This window comes from Mucilaginibacter agri, from assembly GCF_009928685.1.
Lineage (GTDB): Bacteria > Bacteroidota > Bacteroidia > Sphingobacteriales > Sphingobacteriaceae > Mucilaginibacter > Mucilaginibacter agri.
Window position 1 is genome coordinate 161346 of record NZ_WWEO01000045.1, and the last position, 24629, is coordinate 185974.

30 protein-coding genes, 1 other RNA gene and 1 riboswitch are annotated in these 24629 nt (G+C 42.6%); of the genes, 16 read left to right on the forward strand and 15 right to left on the reverse strand.

The genetic code is table 11. The features are described 5' to 3' along the window. Positions 1-9: 9 nt before the first annotated feature. The 4 genes from GSY63_RS20780 to GSY63_RS20795 form a co-directional block, all read right to left on the reverse strand. On the reverse strand, positions 10-288 hold the full coding sequence (locus GSY63_RS20780) for a GNAT family N-acetyltransferase (protein ID WP_166587777.1): 279 nt from the start codon (positions 286-288) through the stop codon (positions 10-12). Between the two features lie 54 nt (positions 289-342). Beyond that, entirely contained in the window at positions 343-1005 is a 663-nt protein-coding gene (fsa, locus tag GSY63_RS20785) for a fructose-6-phosphate aldolase (protein WP_166587778.1), read from the reverse strand. Positions 1006-1189: 184 nt separating this feature from the next. Next, positions 1190-1289, reverse strand: an RNA gene (ffs, locus tag GSY63_RS20790) — signal recognition particle sRNA small type. A gap of 83 nt (positions 1290-1372) precedes the next feature. After that, the gene (locus GSY63_RS20795; protein ID WP_166587779.1) at positions 1373-1945 is read right to left on the reverse strand and encodes a 2'-5' RNA ligase family protein; all 573 of its coding nucleotides are present in this window, start codon (positions 1943-1945) and stop codon (positions 1373-1375) included. A gap of 72 nt (positions 1946-2017) precedes the next feature. Here GSY63_RS20795 and dinB point away from each other — a divergent pair, with 72 nt between their 5' ends. Continuing rightward, positions 2018-3205 carry a DNA polymerase IV gene (gene dinB, locus GSY63_RS20800; RefSeq protein WP_166587780.1) on the forward strand — a complete coding sequence of 396 codons (1188 nt, stop codon included), beginning with the start codon at positions 2018-2020 and terminating at the stop codon, positions 3203-3205. A gap of 86 nt (positions 3206-3291) precedes the next feature. On the opposite strand, the gene GSY63_RS20805 is transcribed toward dinB, so the two are convergent. Further along, a complete protein-coding gene (locus GSY63_RS20805; RefSeq protein WP_166587781.1) occupies positions 3292-4515 on the reverse strand; it encodes a serine hydrolase domain-containing protein in 1224 nt (407 codons plus the stop codon). Between the two features lie 66 nt (positions 4516-4581). Between GSY63_RS20805 and GSY63_RS20810 the strand changes: the two genes are divergently transcribed. After that, entirely contained in the window at positions 4582-5211 is a 630-nt protein-coding gene (locus tag GSY63_RS20810) for an EcsC family protein (protein WP_243749292.1), read from the forward strand. A gap of 31 nt (positions 5212-5242) precedes the next feature. On the opposite strand, the gene GSY63_RS20815 is transcribed toward GSY63_RS20810, so the two are convergent. The 4 genes from GSY63_RS20815 to GSY63_RS20830 all read right to left on the reverse strand — a co-directional run bounded on the left by GSY63_RS20815 (position 5243) and on the right by GSY63_RS20830 (position 7568). Further along, positions 5243-5800, reverse strand: a complete 558-nt coding sequence (locus tag GSY63_RS20815; protein ID WP_166587782.1) for a GNAT family N-acetyltransferase — start codon at positions 5798-5800, stop codon at positions 5243-5245. A 119-nt stretch (positions 5801-5919) separates the two neighbouring features. Beyond that, entirely contained in the window at positions 5920-6510 is a 591-nt protein-coding gene (locus GSY63_RS20820; RefSeq protein WP_166587783.1) for a hypothetical protein, read from the reverse strand. Continuing rightward, positions 6497-6994 carry an RNA polymerase sigma factor gene (locus GSY63_RS20825; RefSeq protein WP_166587784.1) on the reverse strand — a complete coding sequence of 166 codons (498 nt, stop codon included), beginning with the start codon at positions 6992-6994 and terminating at the stop codon, positions 6497-6499. Before GSY63_RS20825 ends, GSY63_RS20820 begins: the two co-directional genes overlap by 14 nt. A 46-nt stretch (positions 6995-7040) precedes the next feature. After that, positions 7041-7568, reverse strand: a complete 528-nt coding sequence (locus GSY63_RS20830; protein ID WP_166587785.1) for a hypothetical protein — start codon at positions 7566-7568, stop codon at positions 7041-7043. A gap of 60 nt (positions 7569-7628) precedes the next feature. On the opposite strand from GSY63_RS20830, the gene GSY63_RS20835 reads away from it, so the two are divergent. The 8 genes from GSY63_RS20835 to GSY63_RS20870 all read left to right on the forward strand — a co-directional run bounded on the left by GSY63_RS20835 (position 7629) and on the right by GSY63_RS20870 (position 14994). Continuing rightward, positions 7629-9029 (forward strand): dicarboxylate/amino acid:cation symporter, encoded by a 1401-nt coding sequence (locus GSY63_RS20835; RefSeq protein ID WP_166587786.1) that lies wholly within the window; start codon positions 7629-7631, stop codon positions 9027-9029. A 149-nt stretch (positions 9030-9178) separates the two neighbouring features. After that, positions 9179-9679, forward strand: coding sequence for a hypothetical protein (locus tag GSY63_RS20840; protein ID WP_166587787.1), 501 nt, complete (start codon positions 9179-9181; stop codon positions 9677-9679). 79 nt (positions 9680-9758) lie between these two features. After that, positions 9759-10067 (forward strand): 50S ribosomal protein L21, encoded by a 309-nt coding sequence (gene rplU / locus GSY63_RS20845; RefSeq protein ID WP_166587788.1) that lies wholly within the window; start codon positions 9759-9761, stop codon positions 10065-10067. A gap of 33 nt (positions 10068-10100) precedes the next feature. Next, positions 10101-10532, forward strand: coding sequence for a 50S ribosomal protein L27 (gene rpmA / locus GSY63_RS20850; protein WP_166587789.1), 432 nt, complete (start codon positions 10101-10103; stop codon positions 10530-10532). 89 nt (positions 10533-10621) lie between these two features. Continuing rightward, positions 10622-10820: riboswitch (cobalamin riboswitch) on the forward strand. 105 nt (positions 10821-10925) lie between these two features. Further along, positions 10926-12878, forward strand: a complete 1953-nt coding sequence (locus tag GSY63_RS20855) for a TonB-dependent receptor plug domain-containing protein (RefSeq protein WP_166587790.1) — start codon at positions 10926-10928, stop codon at positions 12876-12878. 55 nt (positions 12879-12933) lie between these two features. Continuing rightward, entirely contained in the window at positions 12934-13515 is a 582-nt protein-coding gene (locus tag GSY63_RS20860) for a DUF6580 family putative transport protein (RefSeq protein WP_166587791.1), read from the forward strand. Positions 13516-13577: 62 nt separating this feature from the next. Then, positions 13578-14273, forward strand: a complete 696-nt coding sequence (locus GSY63_RS20865; RefSeq protein ID WP_166587792.1) for an SIR2 family NAD-dependent protein deacylase — start codon at positions 13578-13580, stop codon at positions 14271-14273. Beyond that, positions 14266-14994: a Dph6-related ATP pyrophosphatase gene (locus GSY63_RS20870; protein WP_166587793.1), complete on the forward strand. Its 729-nt coding sequence runs from the start codon at positions 14266-14268 to the stop codon at positions 14992-14994. Before GSY63_RS20865 ends, GSY63_RS20870 begins: the two co-directional genes overlap by 8 nt. Here GSY63_RS20870 and GSY63_RS20875 read toward each other — a convergent pair. Both GSY63_RS20875 and GSY63_RS20880 read right to left on the reverse strand, forming a co-directional pair. Continuing rightward, positions 14991-15239: a hypothetical protein gene (locus tag GSY63_RS20875; RefSeq protein WP_166587794.1), complete on the reverse strand. Its 249-nt coding sequence runs from the start codon at positions 15237-15239 to the stop codon at positions 14991-14993. The two genes, GSY63_RS20870 and GSY63_RS20875, sit on opposite strands and share 4 nt — an antisense overlap. Continuing rightward, on the reverse strand, positions 15236-15946 hold the full coding sequence (locus GSY63_RS20880) for a DUF3291 domain-containing protein (protein ID WP_166587795.1): 711 nt from the start codon (positions 15944-15946) through the stop codon (positions 15236-15238). Before GSY63_RS20880 ends, GSY63_RS20875 begins: the two co-directional genes overlap by 4 nt. A gap of 74 nt (positions 15947-16020) precedes the next feature. Here GSY63_RS20880 and GSY63_RS20885 point away from each other — a divergent pair, with 74 nt between their 5' ends. From GSY63_RS20885 to GSY63_RS20910, 6 genes are read left to right on the forward strand one after another with little or no spacing between them, the layout of a single operon-like run. Beyond that, positions 16021-16503 (forward strand): GAF domain-containing protein, encoded by a 483-nt coding sequence (locus GSY63_RS20885; protein WP_166587796.1) that lies wholly within the window; start codon positions 16021-16023, stop codon positions 16501-16503. Further along, positions 16496-17143 (forward strand): alpha/beta hydrolase, encoded by a 648-nt coding sequence (locus GSY63_RS20890; protein WP_166587797.1) that lies wholly within the window; start codon positions 16496-16498, stop codon positions 17141-17143. Before GSY63_RS20885 ends, GSY63_RS20890 begins: the two co-directional genes overlap by 8 nt. Beyond that, positions 17140-17742 carry a DNA-3-methyladenine glycosylase gene (locus GSY63_RS20895; protein ID WP_166587798.1) on the forward strand — a complete coding sequence of 201 codons (603 nt, stop codon included), beginning with the start codon at positions 17140-17142 and terminating at the stop codon, positions 17740-17742. The genes GSY63_RS20890 and GSY63_RS20895 overlap by 4 nt, the downstream gene beginning before the upstream one ends. Before the next feature lie 56 nt (positions 17743-17798). Then, positions 17799-18305 (forward strand): pyridoxamine 5'-phosphate oxidase family protein, encoded by a 507-nt coding sequence (locus tag GSY63_RS20900; RefSeq protein ID WP_166587799.1) that lies wholly within the window; start codon positions 17799-17801, stop codon positions 18303-18305. 45 nt (positions 18306-18350) lie between these two features. After that, complete coding sequence (gene kynU / locus GSY63_RS20905; protein ID WP_166587800.1) at positions 18351-19643, forward strand: kynureninase; 1293 nt, start codon at positions 18351-18353, stop codon at positions 19641-19643. Then, the gene (locus GSY63_RS20910; RefSeq protein ID WP_166587801.1) at positions 19643-20545 is read left to right on the forward strand and encodes a histone deacetylase family protein; all 903 of its coding nucleotides are present in this window, start codon (positions 19643-19645) and stop codon (positions 20543-20545) included. Before kynU ends, GSY63_RS20910 begins: the two co-directional genes overlap by 1 nt. Before the next feature lie 116 nt (positions 20546-20661). Here GSY63_RS20910 and GSY63_RS20915 read toward each other — a convergent pair whose 3' ends face one another. The 4 genes from GSY63_RS20915 to GSY63_RS20930 all read right to left on the reverse strand — a co-directional run bounded on the left by GSY63_RS20915 (position 20662) and on the right by GSY63_RS20930 (position 24587). Then, entirely contained in the window at positions 20662-21096 is a 435-nt protein-coding gene (locus GSY63_RS20915) for a hypothetical protein (RefSeq protein WP_208094627.1), read from the reverse strand. Continuing rightward, entirely contained in the window at positions 21089-22117 is a 1029-nt protein-coding gene (locus GSY63_RS20920; RefSeq protein WP_166587803.1) for a carboxypeptidase-like regulatory domain-containing protein, read from the reverse strand. Before GSY63_RS20920 ends, GSY63_RS20915 begins: the two co-directional genes overlap by 8 nt. A 100-nt stretch (positions 22118-22217) precedes the next feature. After that, positions 22218-22997 (reverse strand): SDR family NAD(P)-dependent oxidoreductase, encoded by a 780-nt coding sequence (locus GSY63_RS20925; protein ID WP_166587804.1) that lies wholly within the window; start codon positions 22995-22997, stop codon positions 22218-22220. 207 nt (positions 22998-23204) lie between these two features. Further along, entirely contained in the window at positions 23205-24587 is a 1383-nt protein-coding gene (locus tag GSY63_RS20930; protein WP_166587805.1) for an MATE family efflux transporter, read from the reverse strand. Positions 24588-24629 lie beyond the last annotated feature (42 nt).

Sequence of the window (24629 nt, forward strand, 5' to 3'; positions counted from 1 at the left end):
ATGTAGCAATTATGCTAATACATCATTAAAATTGCCTTTGTCGAATATACTTTTGGCGAAGCCACAAGCTGGTTTTACTTTAAGATGATGTTTGCGGGCGTATTCAACGCCGGCTTCAACCAGGCTCTCGCCAATATGCTGGCCTTGCAGGTTATCGTCTACACCGGTATGGAAAATACTCATTGTATCGGCGTTTTCCATTAGGTAAAACATAGCGGCTACTTTGCGGCCGTCTTTTTCGACGAAGAAGAAGCCTTCATCGCCTTTCTTTTGGTGTTTAATATCCATTTTATGCTGTTACTTATTGGTAAAGCATAAAATGGATATAATGTTTAGTAAATATTATTTACCGGCAGCTTTAGCATGGTCGGCCAAGAAAGTAGCCAAACCGCTATCGGTTAAAGGGTGTTTTAATAATGCAGTAATTGCAGATAGGGGAGCAGTAATTACATCAGAACCCATTTTAGCACAGTTAATGATGTGCATAGGGGTACGTACCGAAGCAGCCAGAATCTGGGTTTCGTAAGCGTAGTTGTCAAAAATTAAACGAATATCTTCAATCAGTTGTAAACCGTCTGTAGAGATATCATCTAAACGACCAACAAAAGGAGATACATAAGTAGCACCTGCTTTGGCAGCCAATAAAGCCTGACCAGCAGAGAATACCAATGTACAGTTGGTTTTGATTCCGTTTTGAGTAAAGTATTTAATGGCTTTTACACCATCTTTTATCATTGGTACTTTAACCACAATGCTTGAGTGAAGTTTTGCCAGGGCTTCGCCTTCGGCAATGATCTCATCATAAGTAGTAGCAATAACTTCAGCGCTAACCGGCAAATCTCCTACAATGTCGCAGATAGCCAAGTAGTGTTTAATAACATTATCCTGCCCGGTAATGCCTTCTTTAGCCATTAATGACGGATTGGTGGTTACACCATCTAAAACTCCAAGATCATGTGCTTCCTGAATCTGTGCCAGGTTTGCGGTATCAATGAAAAACTTCATATGTCTAATTTGTTGATTTGTTAATTATGTTCAGATTTAAAAGCCTAACAAATGGTAATGCGCTAAACTTCTGCGCGAAATTAAGATTTGAAATAGGTATTGAAAGCTTTTTTGTCAATAAATTTTGACCGGATGAAGAGGATCTTAACTGTTAACGGGCATGTTAACCAATTAAAAAGAAAAAAATGGGTAAGCTACTTTTATCGCACCGCTACAACCCTCTACCCTTGCTGCGTTCCCACCCTGGGGGAGTTCAAGAGGAGCTGGTCGTAAAAGACTTACCCGCCACAAAAGTAGAAAAATTATCAAGTTCTGAGAAGGAATTATGCGATTATTGATTGAATGGCTGAAAATGAGGGCGATAAATTTAAGCCGGGGTCAATATATCTGCTATTTTTTGCTCAAATACATAATCGTGATAAATGGCCCATTTCGACTGGCTATTTAAGGTTTCGCGCTCCAATACAGTCAGGCTATTCACCGTAAATCGCTGGCGGAAAGTAATATACTTAAAGTGCGGCCATAGCCTGTAAAAACTGTTTTCGTTAATGGAGCGGGCAATAGTTATATGCGGGGTGATCTGGCTTTTGCTGATACGCAAATGCCGGCCCAGGGTAGTAAACCAGTTATCGCTTTGATAAGTCGCCTCGATAGCTGCATAAATGGTATACGTATTGTTTTTGTGTACAAAGAATTTAAAGTTATTGATTTGCAAACTTACAGCAGGCATACTTTTAAACTTAGGCTGGAGTGTATCTAAAGCGGGCCGCATGATGTAGGCTTTTTTGCGGGTATATTGTGCTATAGAAATATGTGCCGTTGAGCCCATAGAAGGATATTTGCCAACTAAACCGGCGGCGAACTTTTTATAGCCGTTAATTTCTGCACAAACCAGCTCATCGGGCCGGAGCAGCAACATATAGTCCATATAACTCGTCATAACGATGAAATTTGATAAACAAAAATGCTAAAAATATTAGTAATTTTACATTAATTTTTCCACATTTGTAAAGTGGTTCAAAAACGGTATATAGTTCATATCGACCTCGATTCGTTTTTCGTTTCTGTAGAACGGAAGTTTAATCCCTCGCTTATTGGTAAGCCGGTTATTATAGGCGGTTCGGCAGATAGAGGTGTAGTGGCTTCGTGTAGTTACGAAGCCAGGTCGTTTGGGGTACACTCTGCCATGCCAACGCGACAGGCACTAAAACTTTGCCCGCATGCTATATTGGTACGGGGCTCTCACGGCCGCTATGGCGAAGCATCGCGCGAGGTTACACAGATTATTGATGAAACAGTGCCCTTGTATCAGAAAACCTCTGTAGATGAGTTCTATATCGATTTGAGTGGTATGGAACGTTTCCATAACCCCTACAAATTTGCCACCGACTTGCGCCACCGCATTATGCGCGAAACAGAGCTGCCCATTTCCTTCGGAATGGCCTCTACCAAAACGGTTGCTAAGATGGCCACTAATCAGGCAAAACCCAATGGGCAAATCTTTATAGAACACGGCACAGAAATGGAATTTATGGCACCCTTGCCCATCCGTAAAATCCCCATGCTAGGGGCCAAAACCTGCGAGAAGCTTTACAGTTACGGCATTGAAAAAATAGGCGACTTGCAAAAGGTAGAATTGCGTTTCCTAGAAACGGTATTCGGTAGGGCGGGACTATATATATGGAATAAGGCGCGAGGTATAGATACCAGCGAAATTACACCTCATGGCGACCGTAAATCCATATCAACAGAGCATACCTTTGATGCTGATACTGCTGATATGCGCACCCTAGAAACCATATTAGTATCCATGACTGAGGAACTTGCTTTTAAGCTGCGCAAGGAAGGCAAGATTGTAGGCTGTATGGCTGTTAAAATACGCTATAACGATTTTGAAACGCATACGCTGCAAGAGAAGATCAGCCTTACTGCTGCCGAGCATATCCTGATTCCCGGCATTAAAAATCTATTAAAAAAGGCTTGGAGTAAAAATAAAAAGGTGCGGTTAATTGGCGTAAAGCTTAGTCAGCTGACTACCGGCAGCAACCAGATTAACCTATTTGATGATAACGAAGAACAGATTAAGCTATACCAGGCAATGGACACTATTAACTTCAAGTACGGCGACAAAACCGTGTGCCGGGCCTCTGGTATGGAAATAGGAACGAGAAATTTTAATCCGTTTCTGGCAAACGCATAGCCCCTAGCTCTCTAAAGGGGAAACAGAAGTTTACCTATCTTTTCTCTTGATTATCACCTTTTGGCCTTTTTCTCCCCTTTAGGGGGCTATTGCACTATTGCCTTAAGCACCCCGCCCACCAAGCCGTCCAAAGCTTTATTATCTATCCAACGAGCCACGATAATGAGGTCGTGTTCGGTGTCACAGTAGATCATGTTAGTGCCGTTGCCAATGTGTACCCAAACTTTGTCGGAGGCAGAAGGCAGCAGTTTTTTGTCAGTATTTAAGAACCAGTTCATGTAACCGTAGCCAGTATTGGCTGTGGTAGGAGTAAGGGCCTGATCAACCCATTGTTTGCTGATTAATTGACGGCCTTTCCAGTTACCCGAATGTAGGGTAAGCAGTCCGAAACGTGCCATATCGTAAGCATTCATAAACATCCCGCCGCCCCAGTGACCGCCGCCGCTTACGGATTGTACTGGCGAGCCATCCAACACAATCCACGAATTGCGGTAACCATACCAGCGCCAGGTTGTCGAAGCACCAATGGGATCCATAATAGTTTCTTTAAGCACTTCTGGTAAAGGCCTGCGCCATACATTGGTCGCAGCAAGGGCAAGGGCGTTTACGCGCACATCGTTATATTTCCAAAAAGTACCGGGCTCATCGCGTTTGCGTTTTTTATATTCGTCTATATCTCCTTGCGGACGGTCGGCCCAATCTGGCTTGCCCCATAGTGTTCCTTCCCAGTCGCTGGTTTGGCGTAGCATTACTTCCCATGTTAGTTTGCGATTATGGGCCGAAGAAAATGGATAAATAATATCGTTCTGATTGCTTTCGGAACCATTACTGCTGCCCGGATTGTATAGTTCCACAAATGGTACATAACCAGAAACTGTGTCAGCTGTACTACGGATTAAGCCGCGGTCTACCGCCACGCCGATAACCGTAGATAGAAAGCTTTTAGATACACTATTTACAATATCAACCTTGTTTGGGTCGCCCCATTGGGCCACCACGTAGCCTTTATAGATGATCAATCCTGTTGGTGCTGCACGCTCGATAAGCGGGCCTAAAGCTTCGCTCATGGGCTCCTTGCCGAAGCTTTGGTATTGCGATATTACACCATCGCGCGATGATTTGGCTTCGTTGGCCAGCGCAAAACTCACCGCCCTTTGAATAGCGCCTTCATCAAGCCCGGCTTGTGAAGGGGTTTTTTGCTGCCAAACATTGGGCGCCGGAAAATAGTCGTTTAATTTTTGAACTTTTTGTGCAAAGGTAGTTGCCGAGGTTAGGGCGATGCACAGGGTAAAAAGCAGACCTTTATTCATACTGCCAATATAGCGAGGATTTCGGATTTCGGAATTGAGATTTCGAATTTGTTAGTTTTTAACGGATTGGCAGAGGCCGAAACATGGCACGATAATAGTGCTGTTATAGATAATAATTATACATCGATGCGTAACATATCATTACCGAAAATAAATCTGAATAAGGCAAAAGCAGGTCTGAAAGTGAATTTTGAACGTTTATCTAAAGGCGGCTTTGAGAAAATATTTAACCAGATAGATCAATTAGGCATCAAACGAGGGGTTGATCACTTGGGGCTTGATAAGTTTATTAACCAATGCGCCTTACTGGCAGCCGGATCGGGTGTGGTGACGGGTGCGGGTGGTATTTCTACCATGTTGGTTGGTGTTCCGTTGGATATGATCAATTTGATTACTCAGCAATTTAGAGTCACGCTGGCCATTAACTATTACCATCGTGGCGACTACCGGATAACCTTCGACGAGTTTATTAAAATTATCGCCACTTCACTAAAAGTAGATACCGGTATTACGGTAACCAAAACCATTATGGAAGAGGTAGCTGAAAAATTGCTTCTTAACATCGGCACCAAAACCGCCGAACGTTTAGTGCCAGTAGTAGGTGCTATTATTGGAGGCTCTGCAAATTATTTGTTTATTAAACGCATGGGCGAGTCTGTTAAAGAGATGCATTTGAAAGTTGTGGAAATTGAGTGACCTCTCCCAACCCTCTCCGGAGGAGAGGGCTTTATACAGACAATCTAATGGAATCCCTCCCCTTTAGAGAAGCTAGGAGGGGTTTCTTCATTAACAAATCCGTCTGCTTATCGCTCCCTAACATAAAATCGTGGCTGCCAAAAATTTCAAAGCCATGGCGTTCATAAAAACGAATGGCTTTATCATTTGCATCCCAAACGCCAAGCCAGATATAAGTGAGATTTTCTGTTGCGGCTTTATCAATAGCAAATTGTACCAGTTGTTTGCCGATCTGTTGATTCTGGAAACGGCTGTCGACATAAATACGTTCTATTTCTAAAGCCTCGGGGTCTTGAAATTCGGTTTGTGCTTTGTTGTAGTTGAGTTTAAGATAGCCGGCTATCTCATCATTTAAATAAGCGAAATAGAAATACGAATCTGGATTAGCGAGTTCTTCGCTTAACGTTTCAATAGTGAAAGATTTGGATGCATAGGCGGCCATATCATCCGGAGTGTTGAGATGAGCGAAAGCCGTGAAGAACATATCACGGCTCACGTTAAGTAAGATCTGGACATCGGATAGTCCGATTTGTTTAATGTTGATACTCATTCGTAGGATTTTGTCATCCAGAGCGACAGCGAAGGATCTTCTAAACCAAGCAAGTCGCAATGCTAATTGGAGAAAATTCTTCGCTGTCGCTCTGAATGACAACGGGAAAAATAAGATGCTTACTCAAATTGAGTCTCCAAACGCTGTAAGCGCTCAATCATCAGGTTCAATTTTTCTTCTTCGCTTTTAAATATCCGGCGTTTAAGATAGAAGGTACAGAACAAAATCCATACAATGGTTAAGCTATAGGTAGTATACTTTTTAATAGGCGAAGCATGTTCCAGTACCTCAAAGAGATAAAGCGCCAAACCCAAACTAATCAGCATAACAAAAATATAGTAAAACCAACCTGCAAGCGTAGTTCGTTGCTTTTGGTATTCTTTTAACGTGTTCAGATACTCGGTAGGGCTAACCGTTAAATCGCGTTTATGGAGTATACGGTAATGCCTTAGTATCAGAAATAAATATAACAGCATGGTAATAAACATTACGCTTATGCCGGCATAGGTTTCCCAAAGTTTGAAGGTAAAAAAGAACAGCACTACAAATGTGTAAACGGTAAGCGCTATCATGGCTACAATACCCCAATATAGCTTGGCCGTAATGTTGGTTATGCCCTTCTTAACCTGCTTCAGTACCTCATCCACAGAAAGCTGATCGTTGGCTGGCTGTCCCTGCCAAACCGACATCAAATGTTCAAAGTCTTTCATAGTGGTTGTATAAGTCTGTTAATTTTTGTTTTATTCTATAAATTTTCACCCGCAGGTTCCCCTCAGATATACCCGAAATATCTGCAATTTCCGGGTAGGGCATTTCATCCAGCACCATCGTTATTATAATTCTTTCTGTTTCTTCTAATTTCGAAATACACTTATACAGCAAAGCCACCTGCTCGTTTTTCTCCGACAGTTCTTCACGCCGGGTTTCTGCAAGCTGGGGTGTCAGTTCGTCTTTGGCCTGCCGCTTTTCCGAGCGCAGGTAAGTAAGGCAGGTGTTAACCGCAATACGATAGATCCATGTTGATATTTGGGCCTGGTTACGAAACTTATCCAGGTTTTGCCAAACTTTTAAGAAGGTATCCTGTAAAAGGTCGTTGGCGGCATCATCATCGCCCGTGTAACCATAACACAAATGGTATATTTTTTTAGAGTTAGCTTCAAATATTCGCTTGAAGTCAGCTTCTTTATCGGCCACGCGTAATTGTTTAGTTTAAGGTTTAGACCTCAATCTGATCCGGATGTTACATTAAAAATTCTGACTTCCTAATCCAGCTTAGTTTTTTGTCGGCATCCATCACCAGGTCGTTATATTCCTGCTGGTAATCAAACTGTAAATCTTCCTGCAATTTACCAATTGCTGCCTTAATTTTAGTAAACTGGCGTATTAAAATTTGTTGCAACGGCTTATAATTGCCGCGGCGGTCGGCATAATCCAAATAGTCTTTACAAAACTGAAGCAGCAATTCTACCTCGGCTTGTTTAGATCCCGTAAACTTAATATGCTTATTAACAAGGCGCAATATTTTGCGGATGCCTTTGGCCATTTGGTAACTCGGGCCGCTTAGCTGACTAAACATCATTCCCGCTTCGCCTTTTACACTAGCTATAAAAGCATCCTGATCATGCGCTTCGAAAAGCAAATACCCTAAAAGCTCCTTGTTTTCTTTCTTATACTTTACCATCCGCAGGCACAAATCGGCCAGTTGGGTGGTGCTTAAATGCTTTAATTCAGCCTTAATCTCCTTTAATCCGTATGTGTTGATACTCATTCAAGCTTAAATTTCACCAAAATATTAATAAATTGTAGCTTCGCCGTTTAATCATATTGCATGACCAAGAATAAACTTACCTTATTTATCTTTATTGCCCTTGTTGCCGGCGTTATTACCGGATACATTTATAACGTAAAGGTAATAGATAAAATAAATGATAACATTAGTGCGGCCGATGTGCAGATAAAAGCCATTGATACCCGCATTGTTGAAATGAAAGATACCACCGTTGCCGAATTTAAAACCCTTAAACAGCAACGTGCCGCACAGGTTACCGAACGCAAAACAAACGACACCTTACGGGAAGACAAATTAACCGGCTTTAGTGTTTTAAGCGATATATTTTTACGCCTTATAAAAATGGTGGTTGCGCCGTTGGTATTTACCACCTTGGTTGTTGGCGTAGCGAAAGTAGGAGATGTAGCCTCGGTGGGTCGGATCGGTGGCAAAACTATGTTATGGTTTTTAAGTGCTACGCTGGTGTCATTACTGTTAGGTATGATATTGGTTAACCTTTTTGAGCCCGGCAAAGCTATGCATTTACCATTGCCGGATAGTCATTTAGGCACCGATGTTAAAAAAGCTGCCTTATCACTGCGCGACTTTATCGGTCACGTTTTCCCCAAAAGCTTTATTGAGGCTATGGCCAATAATGAAATTTTGCAGATTGTGGTGTTTGCGCTGTTCTTTGGGGTAGCAACAGGTGCTATCGGCGAGAAAGGCGATGTAGTGATTAAAGCTATGGATGCCTTTGCGCATGTAATATTAAAAATTACTGGTTACGTAATGAAATTGGCGCCAATTGCTGTGTTCGGGGCCATCACTGTGGTAATAGCCAAACAAGGCGTGGGCGTACTTTCTACCTATGCTATATTTATAAGCGAATTTTATTTTTCGCTTCTTTTGCTCTGGTTGGTAATTATATTGGCGGGCTTTATGGTGTTGCGTACAAGGGCTTTTCGGTTGGTTAACAATATTAAAGATGCCATATTGGTAGCGTTCAGCACCTCAACCAGCGAGGCGGCTTATCCGCGCGTTTTGGTAGAATTAGAACGTTTCGGTTGTAATAATAAGATCGTGAGCTTTGTACTGCCGCTAGGTTACTCGTTTAACCTTGATGGTTCTATGATGTATATGACTTTTGCATCGCTGTTTCTGGCCCAATCGTACGGCATTCACCTGGCTTTCTCTCAGCAATTATCTATGCTGCTTATCCTGATGCTTACCAGTAAGGGTGTAGCGGGCGTGCCTCGTGCATCATTAGTGGTTATAGCAGGCACTATTGCCACCTTCGGTATCCCAGAAGCCGGTTTAGCTTTGTTAATAGGTATAGACCCGTTGTTAGACATGGGCCGCTCGGCCACCAATGTATTGGGCAATGCTATGGCTACTGCGGTGGTAAGTAAATGGGAAGGAGAGTTAGGAGAGGAGAAAGAAGTATTGGTGGAGGACTTGTAACGCTACTTTAATTTTATTGTCATCATTACAGGAATAAACTAATCTCTAAACTATCTTATTAACTTTGCAGGCGGTTTGCTATGCGATGATGCTTCGAGTGCCTCAGCATGACAAGTTTTACAAACTCGTAATTGAATAACAAATAACTAATGTCTAATCGTTCTAAAAAGATTTTCCTTGCTGCAACTGTGGTTGTGCCGTTTTTGGTGTATTGCCTGTATTACTATGGTATGATGGTTAAAAATGCACCGTATAAATTTTCTGAATTTAAATCTATCGTGTTTAAATATGGAAAAGGGGATAGCCTGGTAAACCAATACAATTCTAAAACCGGCGATTACGAATACAAAACCCGCGACGGCCGTTTGGTTAAAAGAAACCTGCGCCTGAGCAAAGACGAGTTGTTATATCTTCACCGCAAGGCATCCGATTTAGGGTTCTGGAATTTTCCGGAGCAGGAACTGCGCAAGGATACGATGAAAGTAGTTTCACCGCGCTACCTGATCCAGTTTAATTACGACAAGAAAAGCAAAACCGTGATCTACGATGATGGCTTCGATGGCGACCCATCACTAAAGGACGCCAATCAAAGGCTGATTAAAGAAATCCAGAAGGTATTGGATGAGGCCGAAGTTCATCAGGCGAAATAATAACGAGGCAGCATTGCATTTATGAAAGGTAATGCCTATATTTGCACCTCGAATTTTTAAACAAAATAATATTAACCCAATGTACGCAATAGTAAGTATAGCCGGACAGCAATTTAAAGTTGCAAAAGACCAGCAGATCTTTGTACACCGCTTGCAAGGAGATGAAGGCGCTAGTATTGAATTTGACCAAGTATTATTGGCTGAAAACGAAGGTAAATTTAAGCTTGGCGCTGATTTATCTAAAGCTAAAGTTTCAGCTAAGATCGTGTCTCATGTTAAAGGTGATAAAGTGATCGTCTTCAAAAAGAAAAGAAGAAAAGGTTACAAAAAGAAAAATGGTCACCGCCAGCAGTTCACTAAGATTGAAATTACTGGTATTACATTATAATTAAAGGTTTCACCCTAAAAAAAGACATTAGAAATGGCACATAAAAAAGGGGCCGGTAGTTCGAAGAACGGTCGTGAGTCGCATAGTAAACGTTTAGGTATCAAAATTTTCGGTGGTCAGCCAGCAATCGCAGGTAACATCATCGTTCGTCAACGTGGTACCAGACACAATCCAGATAAAAACGTAGGTATTGGTAAAGACCATACATTATTCGCTTTAGTAGACGGTCACGTTGTGTTCCGTAAAAAAGCTGATAACCGTTCTTACGTTTCAGTATTGCCTTTCGAGGCAGCTCCAGTTGCAGAGGTAGCAGCACCTGCGCCTAAAGCAGCAGCTGAGCCAAAAGCAAAAAAAGCACCTAAAGCAGAAGTAGCTGAAGAAGCACCAGCAGCTCCAAAAGCAGCTAAAGCTCCAAAAGCACCTAAAGCAGAAACTTCAACAGATTCTGAAGAAGTTGTAGCTTAATACTTCGGTATAAATATTAAAAGGCCTTATGTGAAAACATAAGGCCTTTTTTGTTGCCGCCAAATATCTAATATTTGACAACAAATATTACTTTTGCAACGCTTTTAGGTTCTGGCGCCCACGGTGGGTATCAGATTAAAAGGGAACCCGGTGTAATTCCGGGACTGTCCCGCAGCTGTAAGCTCTGTAACCAATGTTTAACTATAGGTCACTGTTCTGTTTTGCCAGAATGGGAAGGCCAAACGGAGGGGAGCAAGTCAGAATACCTGCCAAAGAGCATTAATTATTCATAGCTTTCGGGGATTGAAGCTTGGATGAAAATGTCGCTTTGGGCGTATTTCCATTCTGTTCTCTTCATTTTCGGTATGCTGTGGGTTTAAACTCACAACAACATTGAAAAAAAATTACTTAAAAACTGTTGCAGGCCTGGCGCTTGCTCCGATGCTGTTACCAACATTAAAGGTACAGGCTCAAGACACCACACGCACGCTTAAAGATGTAGTGATCACTGCATCGCGCTCACCAAAAAAACTTTCAGACATCGGTAGGGTAGTAACCACCATTACCGCTGCCGAAATCAGCCGTTCGCAAGGCAAAACATTGCCTGAGTTGTTAAACACAGTACCGGGAATCATGTTCTCGGGTGCCGAAAACGTGCAGGGGCAAAGTTCAGACATTTACCTTCGTGGTGCATCTGCGGGTAATACTTTGATATTGATCGATGGTTTTCCGGCTAATGATGCTTCGTCTATTGCTGGCAATTATGATCTGAATGCTTTTCCAATTGACCAGATAGACCATATCGAAATTTTAAAAGGAAGCGGATCTACCCTGTACGGATCAGACGCTGTTGCCGGGGTTATTAATATTTTTACCAAACACCCACAACAACAAGGCTTAAAAGCCAATGCTCAATTTGCAGGTGGTAGCTACAATACTTTTAAAGAAGCTATTGGCTTAAATGGTAAACTAAACAAAACCGGTATTGCTTTAAATTTATCTAATACCGACTCTAAAGGTTTTTCTGTTGCTAATGATCAGTTAGGCACGGGTACCTTTGATAACGATGCTTTTCATCAACGTTCGGGTAGTTTAAACCTTACCCAGGAGGTTTCCTCGAGATTTACCTTGAACGGAAACCTGCAACTAACCCACAACACTGGTGATAACGATTACGATGCTTTTGTTGACGATAAGGATTATACCTACAAACGCACTTATTTATTTGGTGGCATCGGTGGCCGCTATCAATTAGATAAAGGAGCCATCAACGTAAATGTTAGCCAAAATAATGTTTGGAATGAATTTAAAAACTTGCCATCGGATAACTTCGACACCTATCAGTTAACGAGTAACATTGGCCGGATTACTAATGTAGAGGGTATCTTTACCTATAAATTTAACAAGTACCTCGACCTGACCAGTGGCGTTGATTATAAGTACAGCAACACTAAGCAGTATAGTGATTATAGCACCACCGGTTACGCTCCAGGTCCTTCACAAGTTTCGGCTGATACTGCACATACCGCTATCGGAAGCGCTTACGGATCATTATTTTTCAACTCCGGAATTTTCCACGCCGAATTAGGCGGCCGCTACAATCACCACAATAAGTATGGCGACAATTTTACTTATACTTTTAATCCCTCAGTATTATTGTTCGATAGATTGAAAGTGTTTGGTACTGTGGCATCAGCTTATAAAGCACCATCACTATATCAACTTTATTCTGAATACGGTAATATCAACTTAAAACCGGAAAAAACTAACCTTTCTTTAGAGGCTGGTTTCGACTTGGGTATCATTAAAGATGTATTATCGTTTAATACTGTTTTTTACAAACGAGATATTAAGGACGTACTTGCTTTCTACACTGATCCGAACACTTTTGCGAGCTATTACATAAATGCCAATAAGCAAAAAGATAAGGGATTTGAAAGTGAGCTAAACCTAAAGATTGATCAGTTGACAGCATCTGCTTATGCTGCCTACGTAGTTGGTAAACAATATGATGCCAATGGCGTAGAAACGCATAATTTGTATCGCAGACCTAAAAATACTTACGGCGCTAATGTAAATTATCAGATCATCAAAACGGTTTCTGTTGGCCTTAACTACAAATACACAGGCGATAGAAGAGATAACGATTTTACGGTATACCCGTCACAAATTGTTACCCTGAAACACTACAACCTGCTTGATGCGCATGTACAAGTTAGCCCGGTTAAAAATTTAACCTTGTTCTGCGACCTGAAAAATATTTTGGATGAAAAGTATTTTGACTGGTACGGTTACAATACCCGCCGTTTTAATTTTATGGCGGGGGCCAAATATCAGTTTAATTAGTAGTTTCCTTTTCATCATATTAATCAGTAATTTTGTTTACCGTTAATAGTTAATAATGTCGTCACAACAAAAAATCAATATCAGAAACATAGTGCTAATTCTCATGATAGTTGCTGCGGCAGCAATGCGTTTGGTGAGCTATAAATTTCCCGTACTAAGTAACTTTACACCAGTTGGTGCAATAGCACTTTTTGGTGGCGTTTATTTTAACGATAAATGGAAGGCTTATCTGGTGCCATTTGCTGCGCTTTTTGTGAGCGATGTTATTATTAACTACCTGTACACTTCACAGCTATTAGTTTGGTATAGCGGTGCTATCTGGATGTATATCAGCTTTTTTGCGATAGTATTTTTAGGCAGCCTTATTAAAAAGGTTAGCGTAGGTAATATTGTATTGGCCTCTTTGGCTGGCGTTGCTATCCATTGGTTGCTTACCGATATCGACCCATGGTTAAACGGAACTACTTATGCCAAAGGGATTAACGGCTATTTTCAATCGTTAGTTGCCGCCATTCCGTTCGAAAAAAATATGATTTTAGGTGATGCCGTTTTCGGTGCTATCCTTTTTGGTGGTTTTGAACTCGCCAAAAGAAAGTATACATTTTTACGCAGCAACCGCGAACCGGTAGCCGCTTAATATAAACGATAAATAAATTTAAAGCGATGAGCAATCATCGCTTTTTTTATGGAATTATATTGATGAAACAAAAACTGGTAGTGCTAACCGGCGCAGGTATCAGCGCCGAAAGCGGACTAAAAACCTTTCGCGACAGCGATGGCCTTTGGGAAGGGTACGATATAGCCGAAGTGGCCACCCCCGAAGCCTGGCAACGTAATCCAGCCCTTGTGCAGGATTTTTATAATCAGCGCCGTAAGTCTGTATTAGAAGCTAAACCCAATGCGGCTCACTATGCACTTGCTAAATTGGAAGAAAAGTTTGATGTAACCATTATTACCCAGAATATTGACGACTTGCATGAGCGGGGAGGAGCTACCAATGTATTGCATTTACACGGCATTATTACGCGCTCTCAATCGAGTATAAACCCAAAGCTTACCTATCCGATTGATGGTTGGGAGTTGGGTATGGACGAAGTTTGTGAACTTGGCTCGCCATTACGCGCGCATGTGGTATGGTTTGGCGAAGCGGTGCCTATGATAGAGCCCGCTGCGGAGATTTGCCATGCAGCAGATATCTTCATATTGGTTGGATCGTCTTTAGCAGTTTATCCAGCCGCTGGACTAATTAACTATGTGCCAAGAAAAACCCCGAAGTATATTGTTGATCCTGTAATTCCTGATGTATCGTTAAGCAATCTTATTAAGATTAATGCTAAGGCCACTGAAGGTGTGCCCGCATTAGTTGAACAATTACTAGCCGCAACAAATGACTAATAGGAAGCAATGCATTTTTAATTGGAGCGGTGGAAAAGATAGTTCGCTTGCGCTATATTATGCGCTTAAAGATCCTGAACTGGAGATCAAATACTTGGTTACAACAATTAATGACGCGGTAAACCGTATCTCGATGCATGGTGTCCGCGAAGCATTAGTACTGAAACAAGCTGAGAATATCGGGATTCCGTTGTACCAGATCCGTTTACCAGAAATGCCCACCATGTCTGCTTATGACGATACGATGCGAACGCATTTAACCCGGTTTAAAGAGGAAGGTATAACGCATTCTATTTTCGGCGATATCTTTTTGCAAGACCTCCGCGATTATCGTGACGCCCGATTGGCGGAAATAGGAATGACCGGCATATATCCCTTGTGGAAACGTAACACCCAGGAGCTGATCAACGAATTTCTTGATCTCAGCTTCGGTACGGTAATAGCCTGTACGCAAGAACGTTTGGGAGAATTTGTAGGGAAGGAGATTAGCCGTGAGTTAATAAAAGTATTGCCCGAAGACGTTGACGTATGTGGCGAGAACGGCGAATTTCATACCTATGCCTTCAAAGGCCCGATATTTAAAGAGGAAATTAAGTATCAATTAGGCGAAAAGGTTTTTAAAGAGTATCAAGCACCTAAAGACGTAGATGATAGTTGTGTATCATCGCAATTGGCGCCTAAAATATCAGGTTTTTGGTACTGCGATCTACTGCCGGTCTAGTAGTTATAGCGAAAGTAGCTGTCTTTAAAATCTTTGCTCATGGCTTGAAAACGTTCCCCAACTGTTTTTAGAAACGCTTCGTCTAAAAGTTCAAAAACGCTGTTTACACCGTCAGTCAAATCAACTTCAGGTAATTTGTAGGTTTGTTCGTATACACCTTTTTCTATCTTGATGATAAACTTTTGGTTCATACTCAGGATAGATATTTTGAAGTCGGGGTGTGGCAATTCGGCGATAATTCTCATGATGCAACAAAATTAAGTATTCCTTTTAAAGGATCAGCCCCCTGCAGTGTCCCAAATGATGCAATGGGTTTAAACCGGGCAAAAAGTTCTTCACTATACCAGTCCTCGCTTCGTGTTTTTTTGATCACTTCGGCATGCTCACGTGAACCATATGCAAATGCTTTGACATCATCCACGCTTTCCCATATAGAAAATGTGGCCTGTCTGTAAATCGGTGCTTCGCCAATCCCAATGGAAGTTATATAGCCCTTCGCCGAAGCCATAATGTTAGCCACGTCGTCTACGTGCGACCAAAAATTCTTCAACCTTCGGGTGCGAATAGTGGCACGAGTTAAAACCGCAACTGGTCCATTATAATCCATAATGTTTGGGCTGCCAAATGGTTGTTTGCCATCCCATTTACCGTGGCTTTGTATAGGTTCGCAAAGTATGGTCCAGCCCTCGCTGGCAAACATTTTCCACCAGTGGGCAACAAATGATTTTTTATAGAACCGGTCGAAATCCTCCTGCGAATCCCATACGGCCAGAAGGCCCCATTGCTGCCAGTCGGGCTTAAGATCAAAAGTGCCATTTCTGCCACTTCCAAGCAGCTTCCAAAAGCTACAACCCTTCTGTAATAATAGGGGCAAGCGGTGTACAGCCATAGCCAGCAAGGCTAATGGAATAAACGGTTTTTTATAGCGTATGATGGTTAAACTGGTAAGCATTGGATAGCGAAGTAAGCCATTAAATATGATATTTACCTTATTAAACTACCGGAATAGTGTTATACTTTTGTCAAATGGCAGAGGATTTAAAAATTTTAGATACTACAGATAAGGCGGAGCAATACCAATCGCTCATTCCACAAATTGAGGGATTATTGTTCGGCGAAACCGACCTGGTTGCAAATCTTGCAAACGTGTCTGCAGCACTTAAAGAACAGTTTAAATGGTTTTGGGTAGGCTTCTATCTGGTAAAGCAAGGCGAACTTGTTTTAGGGCCGTTTCAAGGGCCGGTTGCCTGTACACGTATTGCCAAAGGCAAAGGTGTTTGCGGTGCCTCGTGGGCCGAGGAAAAAACCCTGGTTGTTCCAGATGTTGATGCGTTTCCCGGACATATCGCCTGCAGTTCGTTATCGCGCTCAGAAATTGTTGTGCCTTTATTTAAAGACGGACAGGTTTGGGGTGTGTTAGATGTGGATAGTGAAGACCTTGACCAGTTTAATGAAACCGATGCTAAATATCTGGAGCAGATTGTAAAGCTTGTAAATTTTAATGGCTAAGATCTTTCTGATCGCCGGATTGGGTGCCGACTATCGTTTGTTTAAGAACATCGAGTTATCGGGGCATGATGTAATTTATGTCCACTGGATAGAACCCGAGCCGGAAGATACTTTAGCAACCTACGCTGGCAAACTGATCGACCAATATGATATTCAGGCCGGCGACGCAGTAGTAGGCGTATCGTTAGGTGGCATGATTACCATAGAGATTGCCAAGCAAGTTAAGCTGAGTAAAGCGATCCTGATTTCGAGCATAAAAACTAGTGATGAAGCCCCGTGGTATTTTGGATTCTTTAAAAAAGTAACGCTTTACAAACTGATCCCTAATAAATCATTTGCTCCCCTAGGCGTATTTATTAAACCCATATTTGGTCAGATGGCTAAAGATGATGAGTTGCTATTTAGATCAATGCTGGAGAATTCATCGCCCGTTTTTGTTAAGTGGGCTATGAATGCTGTTTTGAATTGGAAAAGCAAAACTGTGCTTCCCAATGTTTATCAAATTACCGGTAATAGGGATCTGGTGTTTAATTATAAAAAGATCAGTAATACTGCAATTGTAAACGGGGGCACTCATATTATGGTTTTTGATAAGGCAAAAGAGATAAACGGATGGTTAAAGGAGGTGCTCGAAAAATGATCCTTCCTGAATCGTACTACCTTAACAACGATGTTGTTGCGCTTAGTCGCGACCTGCTTGGCAAGTATCTATTTACTCGTTTTGACGGCCAGATAACAGGCGGTTATATTGTAGAAACAGAAGCCTACAATGGTGTGGTAGACAAAGCTTCACACGCTTACGGGAACCGTTTGACACACCGCACGCAAACCATGTACATGCAGGGAGGCGTAGCCTATGTGTATCTCTGCTACGGTATTCATGAAATGCTGAACATTGTAAGCTCGGTAGAAGGCCGACCACAGGCTATTCTTATCAGGGCCATAAACCCAACGGTAGGGTTGGATATTATGCAGTATCGTCGTAACATGGCAGTTATAAAACCAACGATTACTTCGGGTCCCGGTTCAGTTGCCAAGGCATTAGGTATTTCGAGAAAGATTAATGCCATTAGCCTGCAAAGCGACACGCTATGGCTTGAAGATCAGGGTCTTTCTTTTACTGACGACGAAGTAGCGGCTGTGCCACGGGTAGGAGTAGATTATGCCGGGGATGATGCCTTGCTACCGTATCGATTTTATGTTAAGGGCAACAAATTCGTAAGTAAGCCTAATAAATAATTTTTTAAACTAAAAGTAAATATTGGTGGTTGTATAAGTAAGTAATACAATCACCTATGGAATACGAATACGAATTAAAAAGGCTTGAAAATATTGAACGTTTGCGGGGAATGATCAGTAAGATCAAAACCGGAATGTTCACTACTTACAGCACCACGCAGGGTTTTCACAGCCGCCCGATGGGTACCGCTCAGCTGGATGTTGACGGTAACCTGTGGTTCTACACCAACGAATTTTCTACGAAGGTTACGGAGGTGTCTATCGACAATAAAGTATCGGTAACATATGCCGATGTGCCTAACAACACTTACGTTAGCGTAACAGGGGATGTTTATCTATCAGACGATCGTGAGAAGATCATTAAACTTTGGAATCCGGAACTGAAATTCTTTTTCCCGAAGGGAATCGACGACCCGCAACTGATTTTGATTAAGGTGGATACCGACCATGCCGAATATTGGGATACGAGCAAAAGTCAGATCGAGATTTTGTTTAAACGACTCAAGGCCGTCATCAAGGGCGAAAAATTTGACAAGGACGAACACAAGGAACTAGATTTATAAAAATGGAGGCAGATGAAAATCTGCCTTTTTTGTAATATTGACCCAATGAATTTTGAAAACACGCTTGAGTTTGCACAATCGTTGGATGCCAATGACCAGTTCCATAGTTTCCGCGATCAATTTTATCTTCCGCAGTATGCCGGACAGAATGCTATATATCTGTGCGGTAATTCATTAGGGCTTCAACCTAAAAGTACGGAGACGATGATAGCGGGGCAGCTGGCATCATGGAGAAACCTGGGGGTAGAAGGGTGGTTTGACGGTGAAGAACCTTGGCTACCATATCATCGCAAATTAGTCGGTCCGCTGGCTAAGATTGTAGGCGCAAAGGGGAGCGAGATAACGGTGATGAATTCGCTAACCGTCAACTTGCATTTGCTGATGGTGAGTTTTTATAAACCAAACGTAAAGCGCTTTAAGATACTGATGGAGGGCGGCGCTTTTCCTTCAGACCAATACGCGGTTGAGAGCCAGGTTAAATTTCATGGATTTGATCCAGCCGATGCCGTTATAGAGATTTTCCCACGTGAAGGAGAATACACTTTACGTACAGAAGATATTATCGCGCAGATCAACGCCGATGCCGATGAACTTGCCCTTGTGCTTTTTGGTGGCATCAACTATTACACCGGTCAGTTTTTCGACCTGAAAGCAATAGCTGAAGCGGGACACACGGCAGGGGCCATAGTAGGTTTCGACCTGGCACATGCTGCCGGAAACGTGCCTTTGCAATTGCATGAATGGGGGGCAGATTTCGCCTGCTGGTGTTCTTACAAATACATGAACTCGGGTCCGGGTGGGATAAGCGGAATCTTTGTGCACGAGAAACATCATAACGACGCAACCCTTAATCGCTTCGCCGGCTGGTGGGGGTACAAGCTCGATGAGCGTTTTAAAATGACGCCCGGCTTTCAACCCGAGCGTGGGGCAGAGGGTTGGCAGGTAAGCACCAGCCCAATTTTACTAATGGCTTCCTTGCATGCTTCGTTGCAAATATTTGAGCAGGCGGGCAGTGTATCTGCATTAAACAAGAAAAGTATTCAGCTAACGGGCTACCTCGAGTATTTGATTAATCAAGTTAACGAGTTTATTGGATATGAGCAATTTAAGATTATTACTCCATCCAATAAGCACAAACGGGGCAGTCAATTATCGCTGATTTGTAAGAGCGGTGGCAAAGCAATATTTGACTATCTTGTAAGCCAGGGTGTGATTGGCGACTGGCGCGAACCCGACGTTATCCGCCTCAGTCCCGTACCACTATACAATAGTTTTGAAGACGTTTACCACGCAGCCAGACACCTTTTGGCAGCTGTAAAAACAGTGGTTAAAACCTGATGCTAAAGATCGCGTTCGACCCGATATACGCCCATCCTTTGCCGGAGGGACACCGTTTCCCCATGCTGAAATATGAGTTGATACCAGGGCAGTTATTGCACGAAGGCGTAATCACACCAGACAATTTATTTTCGCCCCAACCGGTATCAGAGGAGATCGTTTTATGGACACACGATCGCGCATATTGGGAACAGCTCCGCGACCTCACGTTGCCACCTAAAGAGCAACGACGAATAGGTTTTCCTTTATCGGCGAGGTTGGTAGAGCGCGAACTTAGGATTGCGCAGGGCACTATCGACGGTTGCCATTACGCTATGGAATACGGGATTGCCTTTAACGTGGCAGGAGGGACGCACCATGCCGGTAGCAATTGGGGCGAAGGTTTTTGCCTCTTGAACGACCAGGCCATAGCGGCCAACTATCTTTTAAAAAAGGGCTTGGCCAAATCAATTCTCATTATTGATCTGGATGTACACCAGGGTAACGGTACGGCAGAGATATTTGAACATACCCCCGCCGTATTTACTTTTAGCATGCACGGCGATAAGAATTTTCCGTTCCGCAAGGAGCGGTCGGATTTGGATGTGCCCTTGGCAGATGATACCGACGGCGAAACTTTTTTAAAAATCCTCACAGAAACGCTACCAAAACTCATAACGGAGCAGAAACCCGATTTTATATTTTACCTCTCGGGCGTGGACATCCTGGCGACGGACAAGCTTGGCAAACTCAAAGTCTCGATAGCCGATTGTAAGGCCCGCGATCAGTTTGTGCTATCGCAATGTAAGCTCCACAACATACCTGTACAGGTAAGCATGGGAGGTGGCTATTCAACGGATATCAGAGACATTGTTGAGGCGCATTGCAATACTTACCGAGTAGCAAACGATCTTTATTTTTAAGGAGAACGCCTTTAAAATGATGTGTCAGAATAGTCTTTTTCGCTGTCAAAGTTTCATCAGCGGAAATTTAGAATGAAATTTGTATCGGTATTTCGGGGCGCAGAACAAAATCAGATTTACTCAGATTCTGTACCTTTTTTGGTAAAGAACAACCCAAGCACCAGTGTAACCACTCCCTGCGATACGTTAAAATATATCTTCGAATTGGTTAAAAGATCCACCATTGAAATATTAATTAGTGAGAAAGCAATTGGTGCCATCAATATCGTGAGGTACATTAACAGAAAGTAGAAGGCGGAAACAGTAAGGGCTAAACGATAATAAAATTTTTCAATAAATACATCGGCATTGGTTCGGCTATCGGAATTTGCAAATGTTCCAATCATTAAGGTTAAGGTAGGCACGATATTAGCCGTAAGCCATTCCCAGGCAGTATCGTTATGGCTGCCAAAACGGTTTACGATTGTAAAAAAAACAAATAGCAGGATGATGATCCCCGAATTTGCAAACCAAAGAACGGACAATTTTCGCTGGGCCAACCATTTATTCATTGCTATGGCCATTTAGTTTTGCAGTAATTTTCGATTTCTCTAAATGGTCTGCCCCGGTAATTGGGCTTGGCAAAAGAAGTTTTGCATCAGATGACTCCTCTTTCTGAAACTCATAAATCAACACCGTACAATTGTAACCGGGGGTTGCCGTTAAGTTACCGATAACGCTCGGTAATTTATTAAGGCCTGCATTTAACCATTTGGTTGCATCATCTTTAGATATCTGTTTTCCAGAGCTCGTAAATGCACTATCCGTTACTGCAAATACGATGATTCTGAAAAAGCCAGGGTTGGGGAAGAAAAGTGATTTAAAGTATGATTTCCACGATAACGGAGGCCAGATGCTGGTTTTAGCGCTCCATCTATATGGTGGCGGTAAAGTTTGCCCGTTCGTTTGTATTTGCTCTATTCTGGTAACTAACGCAAATCCGTTAGGGATATAAAAATAAGAAGGATCTGTGTAATTTAAATCATCAAGTGCTTGTGTCAAGATCTTGTCATAGTCGCTAAGCTTTTTTGCCGATTTAAAATATTGGGCTTTCAATACCTGCCTGGCGGAGAAATCTGGCGGTGGCCACGGAAAAATAGGAATGTCATCTTGTATCGAAGGCCTGGCTGATGGTTTTGGCCGATCATGAGCTGAGGTAGCCTTCGAAGAGTCCCTATAGCCATATCCTACAACAACTACATCATTAGCTCCAGCAGAAATGCCCGCTAAACGGATATTTAATAAATTACTGAAATTTTTATCCAGTGGATTTAATTTAAAACTTGTAGATGTATATCCTACAAAATTTGCGACGATCTCAAATGTGGACTTAAATATCGAATCTGGAATTATTAGGGTATAGTCTCCGTTTAGGTCGCTTTGCGTGCCAATTTTTGTACCCTTTATTGTTAGAGTGGTACCAGGCAACGGAGCATGGTCTGTCGAATCTGTTACCTTGCCGTAAACTTTCTGTTGAGCGACTGCACAGTCACCTAGTAATAAGCACAGTAAGAAAATGCAAAGAGTCTTCATGATAACCTTGGATAGGTTAATTGGGTATCATAAATATAGTAAGAATAATTAATTGTAAGTTAATTACTTGGAAAGTAGATAACTGTAAGACTTCTTTATGCTATCGCGCTCCTGGCGCTCGGTTCAAGCGCAAACCTCCATCAACTATTTGAGTTGTACCTGTAATGTAAGCAGCATCATCCGAGGCCAAAAAGACGGCTGCCTTGGCGACATCTAAAGGTGTTCCTGATGTTTTTGCCGGGATACGTTGCTCTAATTCTTTGCGGTAGTCGAGATCCTCAACGGCTTTTTGGTTCATTTGAGTCAAGATCATACCGGGAGCGATGTTATTAACGGTGATCTGTTTATCGGCCAGCTCCATTGCCAATGCACGGCTCAATCCGCCAACGGCTGCTTTAGAAGCACAATAGTCAGTTTTGCCCGGACTAACCACCTCCTCGTGAATAGATGTGATATTGATAATCCGGCCAATCCCGCCCTGTTGCAAGCGATGTTTAACAAAATTTTGACAGCATAGAAAAACGCCAAATAGGTTGGTTTTTATCGTATGTTCAAATTCTTCGAAGCTAAGTTGATCGATGTATTTGTCTGTACTTCGCACTCCCGCGCTGTTAACCAGGATATCAATTTGAGGGAAATGGCAAAGTGCTGTTTCAAATAAGTGTTCAACCGATTTAAGATCGCTTACATCGGCCTGAACTATAATCCCGTTACGCCCGGCTTCTTTAATACTTAGCAAGGTTTCCTGGGCAGCCGCTTCATCATTTAAATAGGTAATAATAACGTCGGCCCCATTAAGCGCAAATTCAATGGCAATGGCTTTGCCTATTCCGGATTCGGCTCCGGTCACTAATGCAGTTTTATTGATGAGCTTGGTCATTAATGTTTAATTGGTATTGCTAAGATAGTGTTATGAAATATAGTTGATAATAGCCTGTTGACTATGAGGAAGCTCGGGGGCGTGCGATTCCCTCCCTTGGGAGGGCGTAGGGAGGGGGGGCTGTGATTTGATTGCGACGAAACTCCTCCCTTCCACAATACAAGCAGGCCGCACCCCTTCCGGAGGGAGGGAATTCAACCGCTCTGTCTAATCACTAGCTATTTCCCCTTTAAGGGGTTGGTGTGCATGGCGTTTACTAATCGAGCTAAATCGTAAAAATAGCAGAATAGAAGCGGTGATCAACCCTAATACCAAACCAATCCAAACGCCAATTACACCCATGTGCAGGTGCAGGCCAAGTAGATAACCAATAGGGATACCAACTACCCAATAAGCTAAAAAGGTAATAATGGTGGGCACGTTTACATCGCCCATACCGCGTAATACACCGAGGCCGATAACCTGCGTGCCATCAAATAACTGAAACAAAGCAGCCATGATTAATAGCTGCGATGCTATAGCTATCACACGTTCATCTGAGGTATATGCCCAAGGTAGCCATTGGTTACACACCATAAACATAATAGCCGTAATTGCCATAAAAACCAACACCACATGGTAGCTCGCAATGGCCGAATGCCGGAGATCGTGAAATCGTTTTGCGCCAAAGTAATTGCCCGATTTAATAGCCGCTGCCGCCGAAATACCGCTAGCCATCATATACGTTATGGATGCCAGGTTTATGGCTATCTGGTGAGCTGCTTGTGGTACAGCACCCATGGTGCCAATAATAATAGCGGCACCGCCAAAGGCACTTACTTCAAAAGTATATTGCATGGCAACGGGTGCACCAATTTTAAAGATCTGCTTAACACGAAGCCAGTTAATGCTTTCGAGCGCAAAGCCTTTTATATACGCCTTAAATTTAGACGAGCGTAAAACATAGATCGACATGATGGTGGCCATCATGGTACGGTCTATCAACGTGCTGTAACCCACGCCACGCACGCCCATAGGGTGAATGCCGAACAATCCTTTTACGAAAGTGATACCTAATATAATGTTGAGCACATTACCGCCAATGGATATGTACATGGCCTGTTTGGTAAAGCCTAAACCCTCGGCAAATTGTTTAAAGGTGTTAAAGAAAAGCATTGGGATAACCGACAGACCAAGTAACAATAGAAACGGTTTGGCCTGCGCAACCACATCAGGTGATTGATCTAAATGCCCAAGCATCAATACCGCGCCAAAATAAATAGCTATAAACAGCACCACGCCGCTTATCATATTTACCAGTAAACTATTGGAAAGCAGCCGGCCGCACTCCGGGTAGTCGCCTTTGCCATTTTGCTGGGCTATAAGTGGTGTTAAGCCATAGGAAAGGCCCAGGCCTATTACCATAATGATCATGAACATGCTGCTCACCAATGACACGGCAGCAAGTGCCACAGTACCAGCAAAGTGGCCTACAATAATACTATCGGAAGTTTGCACCAGTATATGGCCCAATTGTGAGATCACCACCGGAATAGCCAGCCGGAGGTTGTCCCTGTAATGGGGCTTGTAAGTATTAAAAAGCTGTTTCATGGTTTTCGGCAGATAATTGAGCCGTCAAAAATAGCTTTTTAA

Excerpts from the sequence above, each read along its gene's own strand:
- GSY63_RS20930 (WP_166587805.1), bottom strand. The coding sequence starts at position 24,587 with ATGAAACAGCTTTTTAATACTTACAAGCCCCATTACAGGGACAACCTC.
- GSY63_RS20795 (WP_166587779.1), bottom strand. The coding sequence starts at position 1,945 with ATGACGAGTTATATGGACTATATGTTGCTGCTCCGGCCCGATGAGCTG.
- GSY63_RS20895 (WP_166587798.1), top strand. The coding sequence starts at position 17,140 with ATGATCCTTCCTGAATCGTACTACCTTAACAACGATGTTGTTGCGCTT.
- GSY63_RS20820 (WP_166587783.1), bottom strand. The coding sequence starts at position 6,510 with ATGAAAGACTTTGAACATTTGATGTCGGTTTGGCAGGGACAGCCAGCC.
- GSY63_RS20835 (WP_166587786.1), top strand. The coding sequence starts at position 7,629 with ATGACCAAGAATAAACTTACCTTATTTATCTTTATTGCCCTTGTTGCC.
- GSY63_RS20870 (WP_166587793.1), top strand. The coding sequence starts at position 14,266 with ATGACTAATAGGAAGCAATGCATTTTTAATTGGAGCGGTGGAAAAGAT.
- GSY63_RS20815 (WP_166587782.1), bottom strand. The coding sequence starts at position 5,800 with ATGAGTATCAACATTAAACAAATCGGACTATCCGATGTCCAGATCTTA.
- rpmA (WP_166587789.1), top strand. The coding sequence starts at position 10,101 with ATGGCACATAAAAAAGGGGCCGGTAGTTCGAAGAACGGTCGTGAGTCG.
- GSY63_RS20915 (WP_208094627.1), bottom strand. The coding sequence starts at position 21,096 with ATGAATAAATGGTTGGCCCAGCGAAAATTGTCCGTTCTTTGGTTTGCA.
- GSY63_RS20865 (WP_166587792.1), top strand. The coding sequence starts at position 13,578 with ATGAAACAAAAACTGGTAGTGCTAACCGGCGCAGGTATCAGCGCCGAA.
- GSY63_RS20880 (WP_166587795.1), bottom strand. The coding sequence starts at position 15,946 with ATGCTTACCAGTTTAACCATCATACGCTATAAAAAACCGTTTATTCCA.
- rplU (WP_166587788.1), top strand. The coding sequence starts at position 9,759 with ATGTACGCAATAGTAAGTATAGCCGGACAGCAATTTAAAGTTGCAAAA.
- GSY63_RS20805 (WP_166587781.1), bottom strand. The coding sequence starts at position 4,515 with ATGAATAAAGGTCTGCTTTTTACCCTGTGCATCGCCCTAACCTCGGCA.
- GSY63_RS20900 (WP_166587799.1), top strand. The coding sequence starts at position 17,799 with ATGGAATACGAATACGAATTAAAAAGGCTTGAAAATATTGAACGTTTG.
- GSY63_RS20840 (WP_166587787.1), top strand. The coding sequence starts at position 9,179 with ATGTCTAATCGTTCTAAAAAGATTTTCCTTGCTGCAACTGTGGTTGTG.
- GSY63_RS20780 (WP_166587777.1), bottom strand. The coding sequence starts at position 288 with ATGGATATTAAACACCAAAAGAAAGGCGATGAAGGCTTCTTCTTCGTC.
- GSY63_RS20860 (WP_166587791.1), top strand. The coding sequence starts at position 12,934 with ATGTCGTCACAACAAAAAATCAATATCAGAAACATAGTGCTAATTCTC.
- kynU (WP_166587800.1), top strand. The coding sequence starts at position 18,351 with ATGAATTTTGAAAACACGCTTGAGTTTGCACAATCGTTGGATGCCAAT.
- fsa (WP_166587778.1), bottom strand. The coding sequence starts at position 1,005 with ATGAAGTTTTTCATTGATACCGCAAACCTGGCACAGATTCAGGAAGCA.
- GSY63_RS20885 (WP_166587796.1), top strand. The coding sequence starts at position 16,021 with ATGGCAGAGGATTTAAAAATTTTAGATACTACAGATAAGGCGGAGCAA.
- GSY63_RS20925 (WP_166587804.1), bottom strand. The coding sequence starts at position 22,997 with ATGACCAAGCTCATCAATAAAACTGCATTAGTGACCGGAGCCGAATCC.
- GSY63_RS20830 (WP_166587785.1), bottom strand. The coding sequence starts at position 7,568 with ATGAGTATCAACACATACGGATTAAAGGAGATTAAGGCTGAATTAAAG.
- GSY63_RS20920 (WP_166587803.1), bottom strand. The coding sequence starts at position 22,117 with ATGAAGACTCTTTGCATTTTCTTACTGTGCTTATTACTAGGTGACTGT.
- GSY63_RS20910 (WP_166587801.1), top strand. The coding sequence starts at position 19,643 with ATGCTAAAGATCGCGTTCGACCCGATATACGCCCATCCTTTGCCGGAG.
- GSY63_RS20890 (WP_166587797.1), top strand. The coding sequence starts at position 16,496 with ATGGCTAAGATCTTTCTGATCGCCGGATTGGGTGCCGACTATCGTTTG.
- GSY63_RS20875 (WP_166587794.1), bottom strand. The coding sequence starts at position 15,239 with ATGAGAATTATCGCCGAATTGCCACACCCCGACTTCAAAATATCTATC.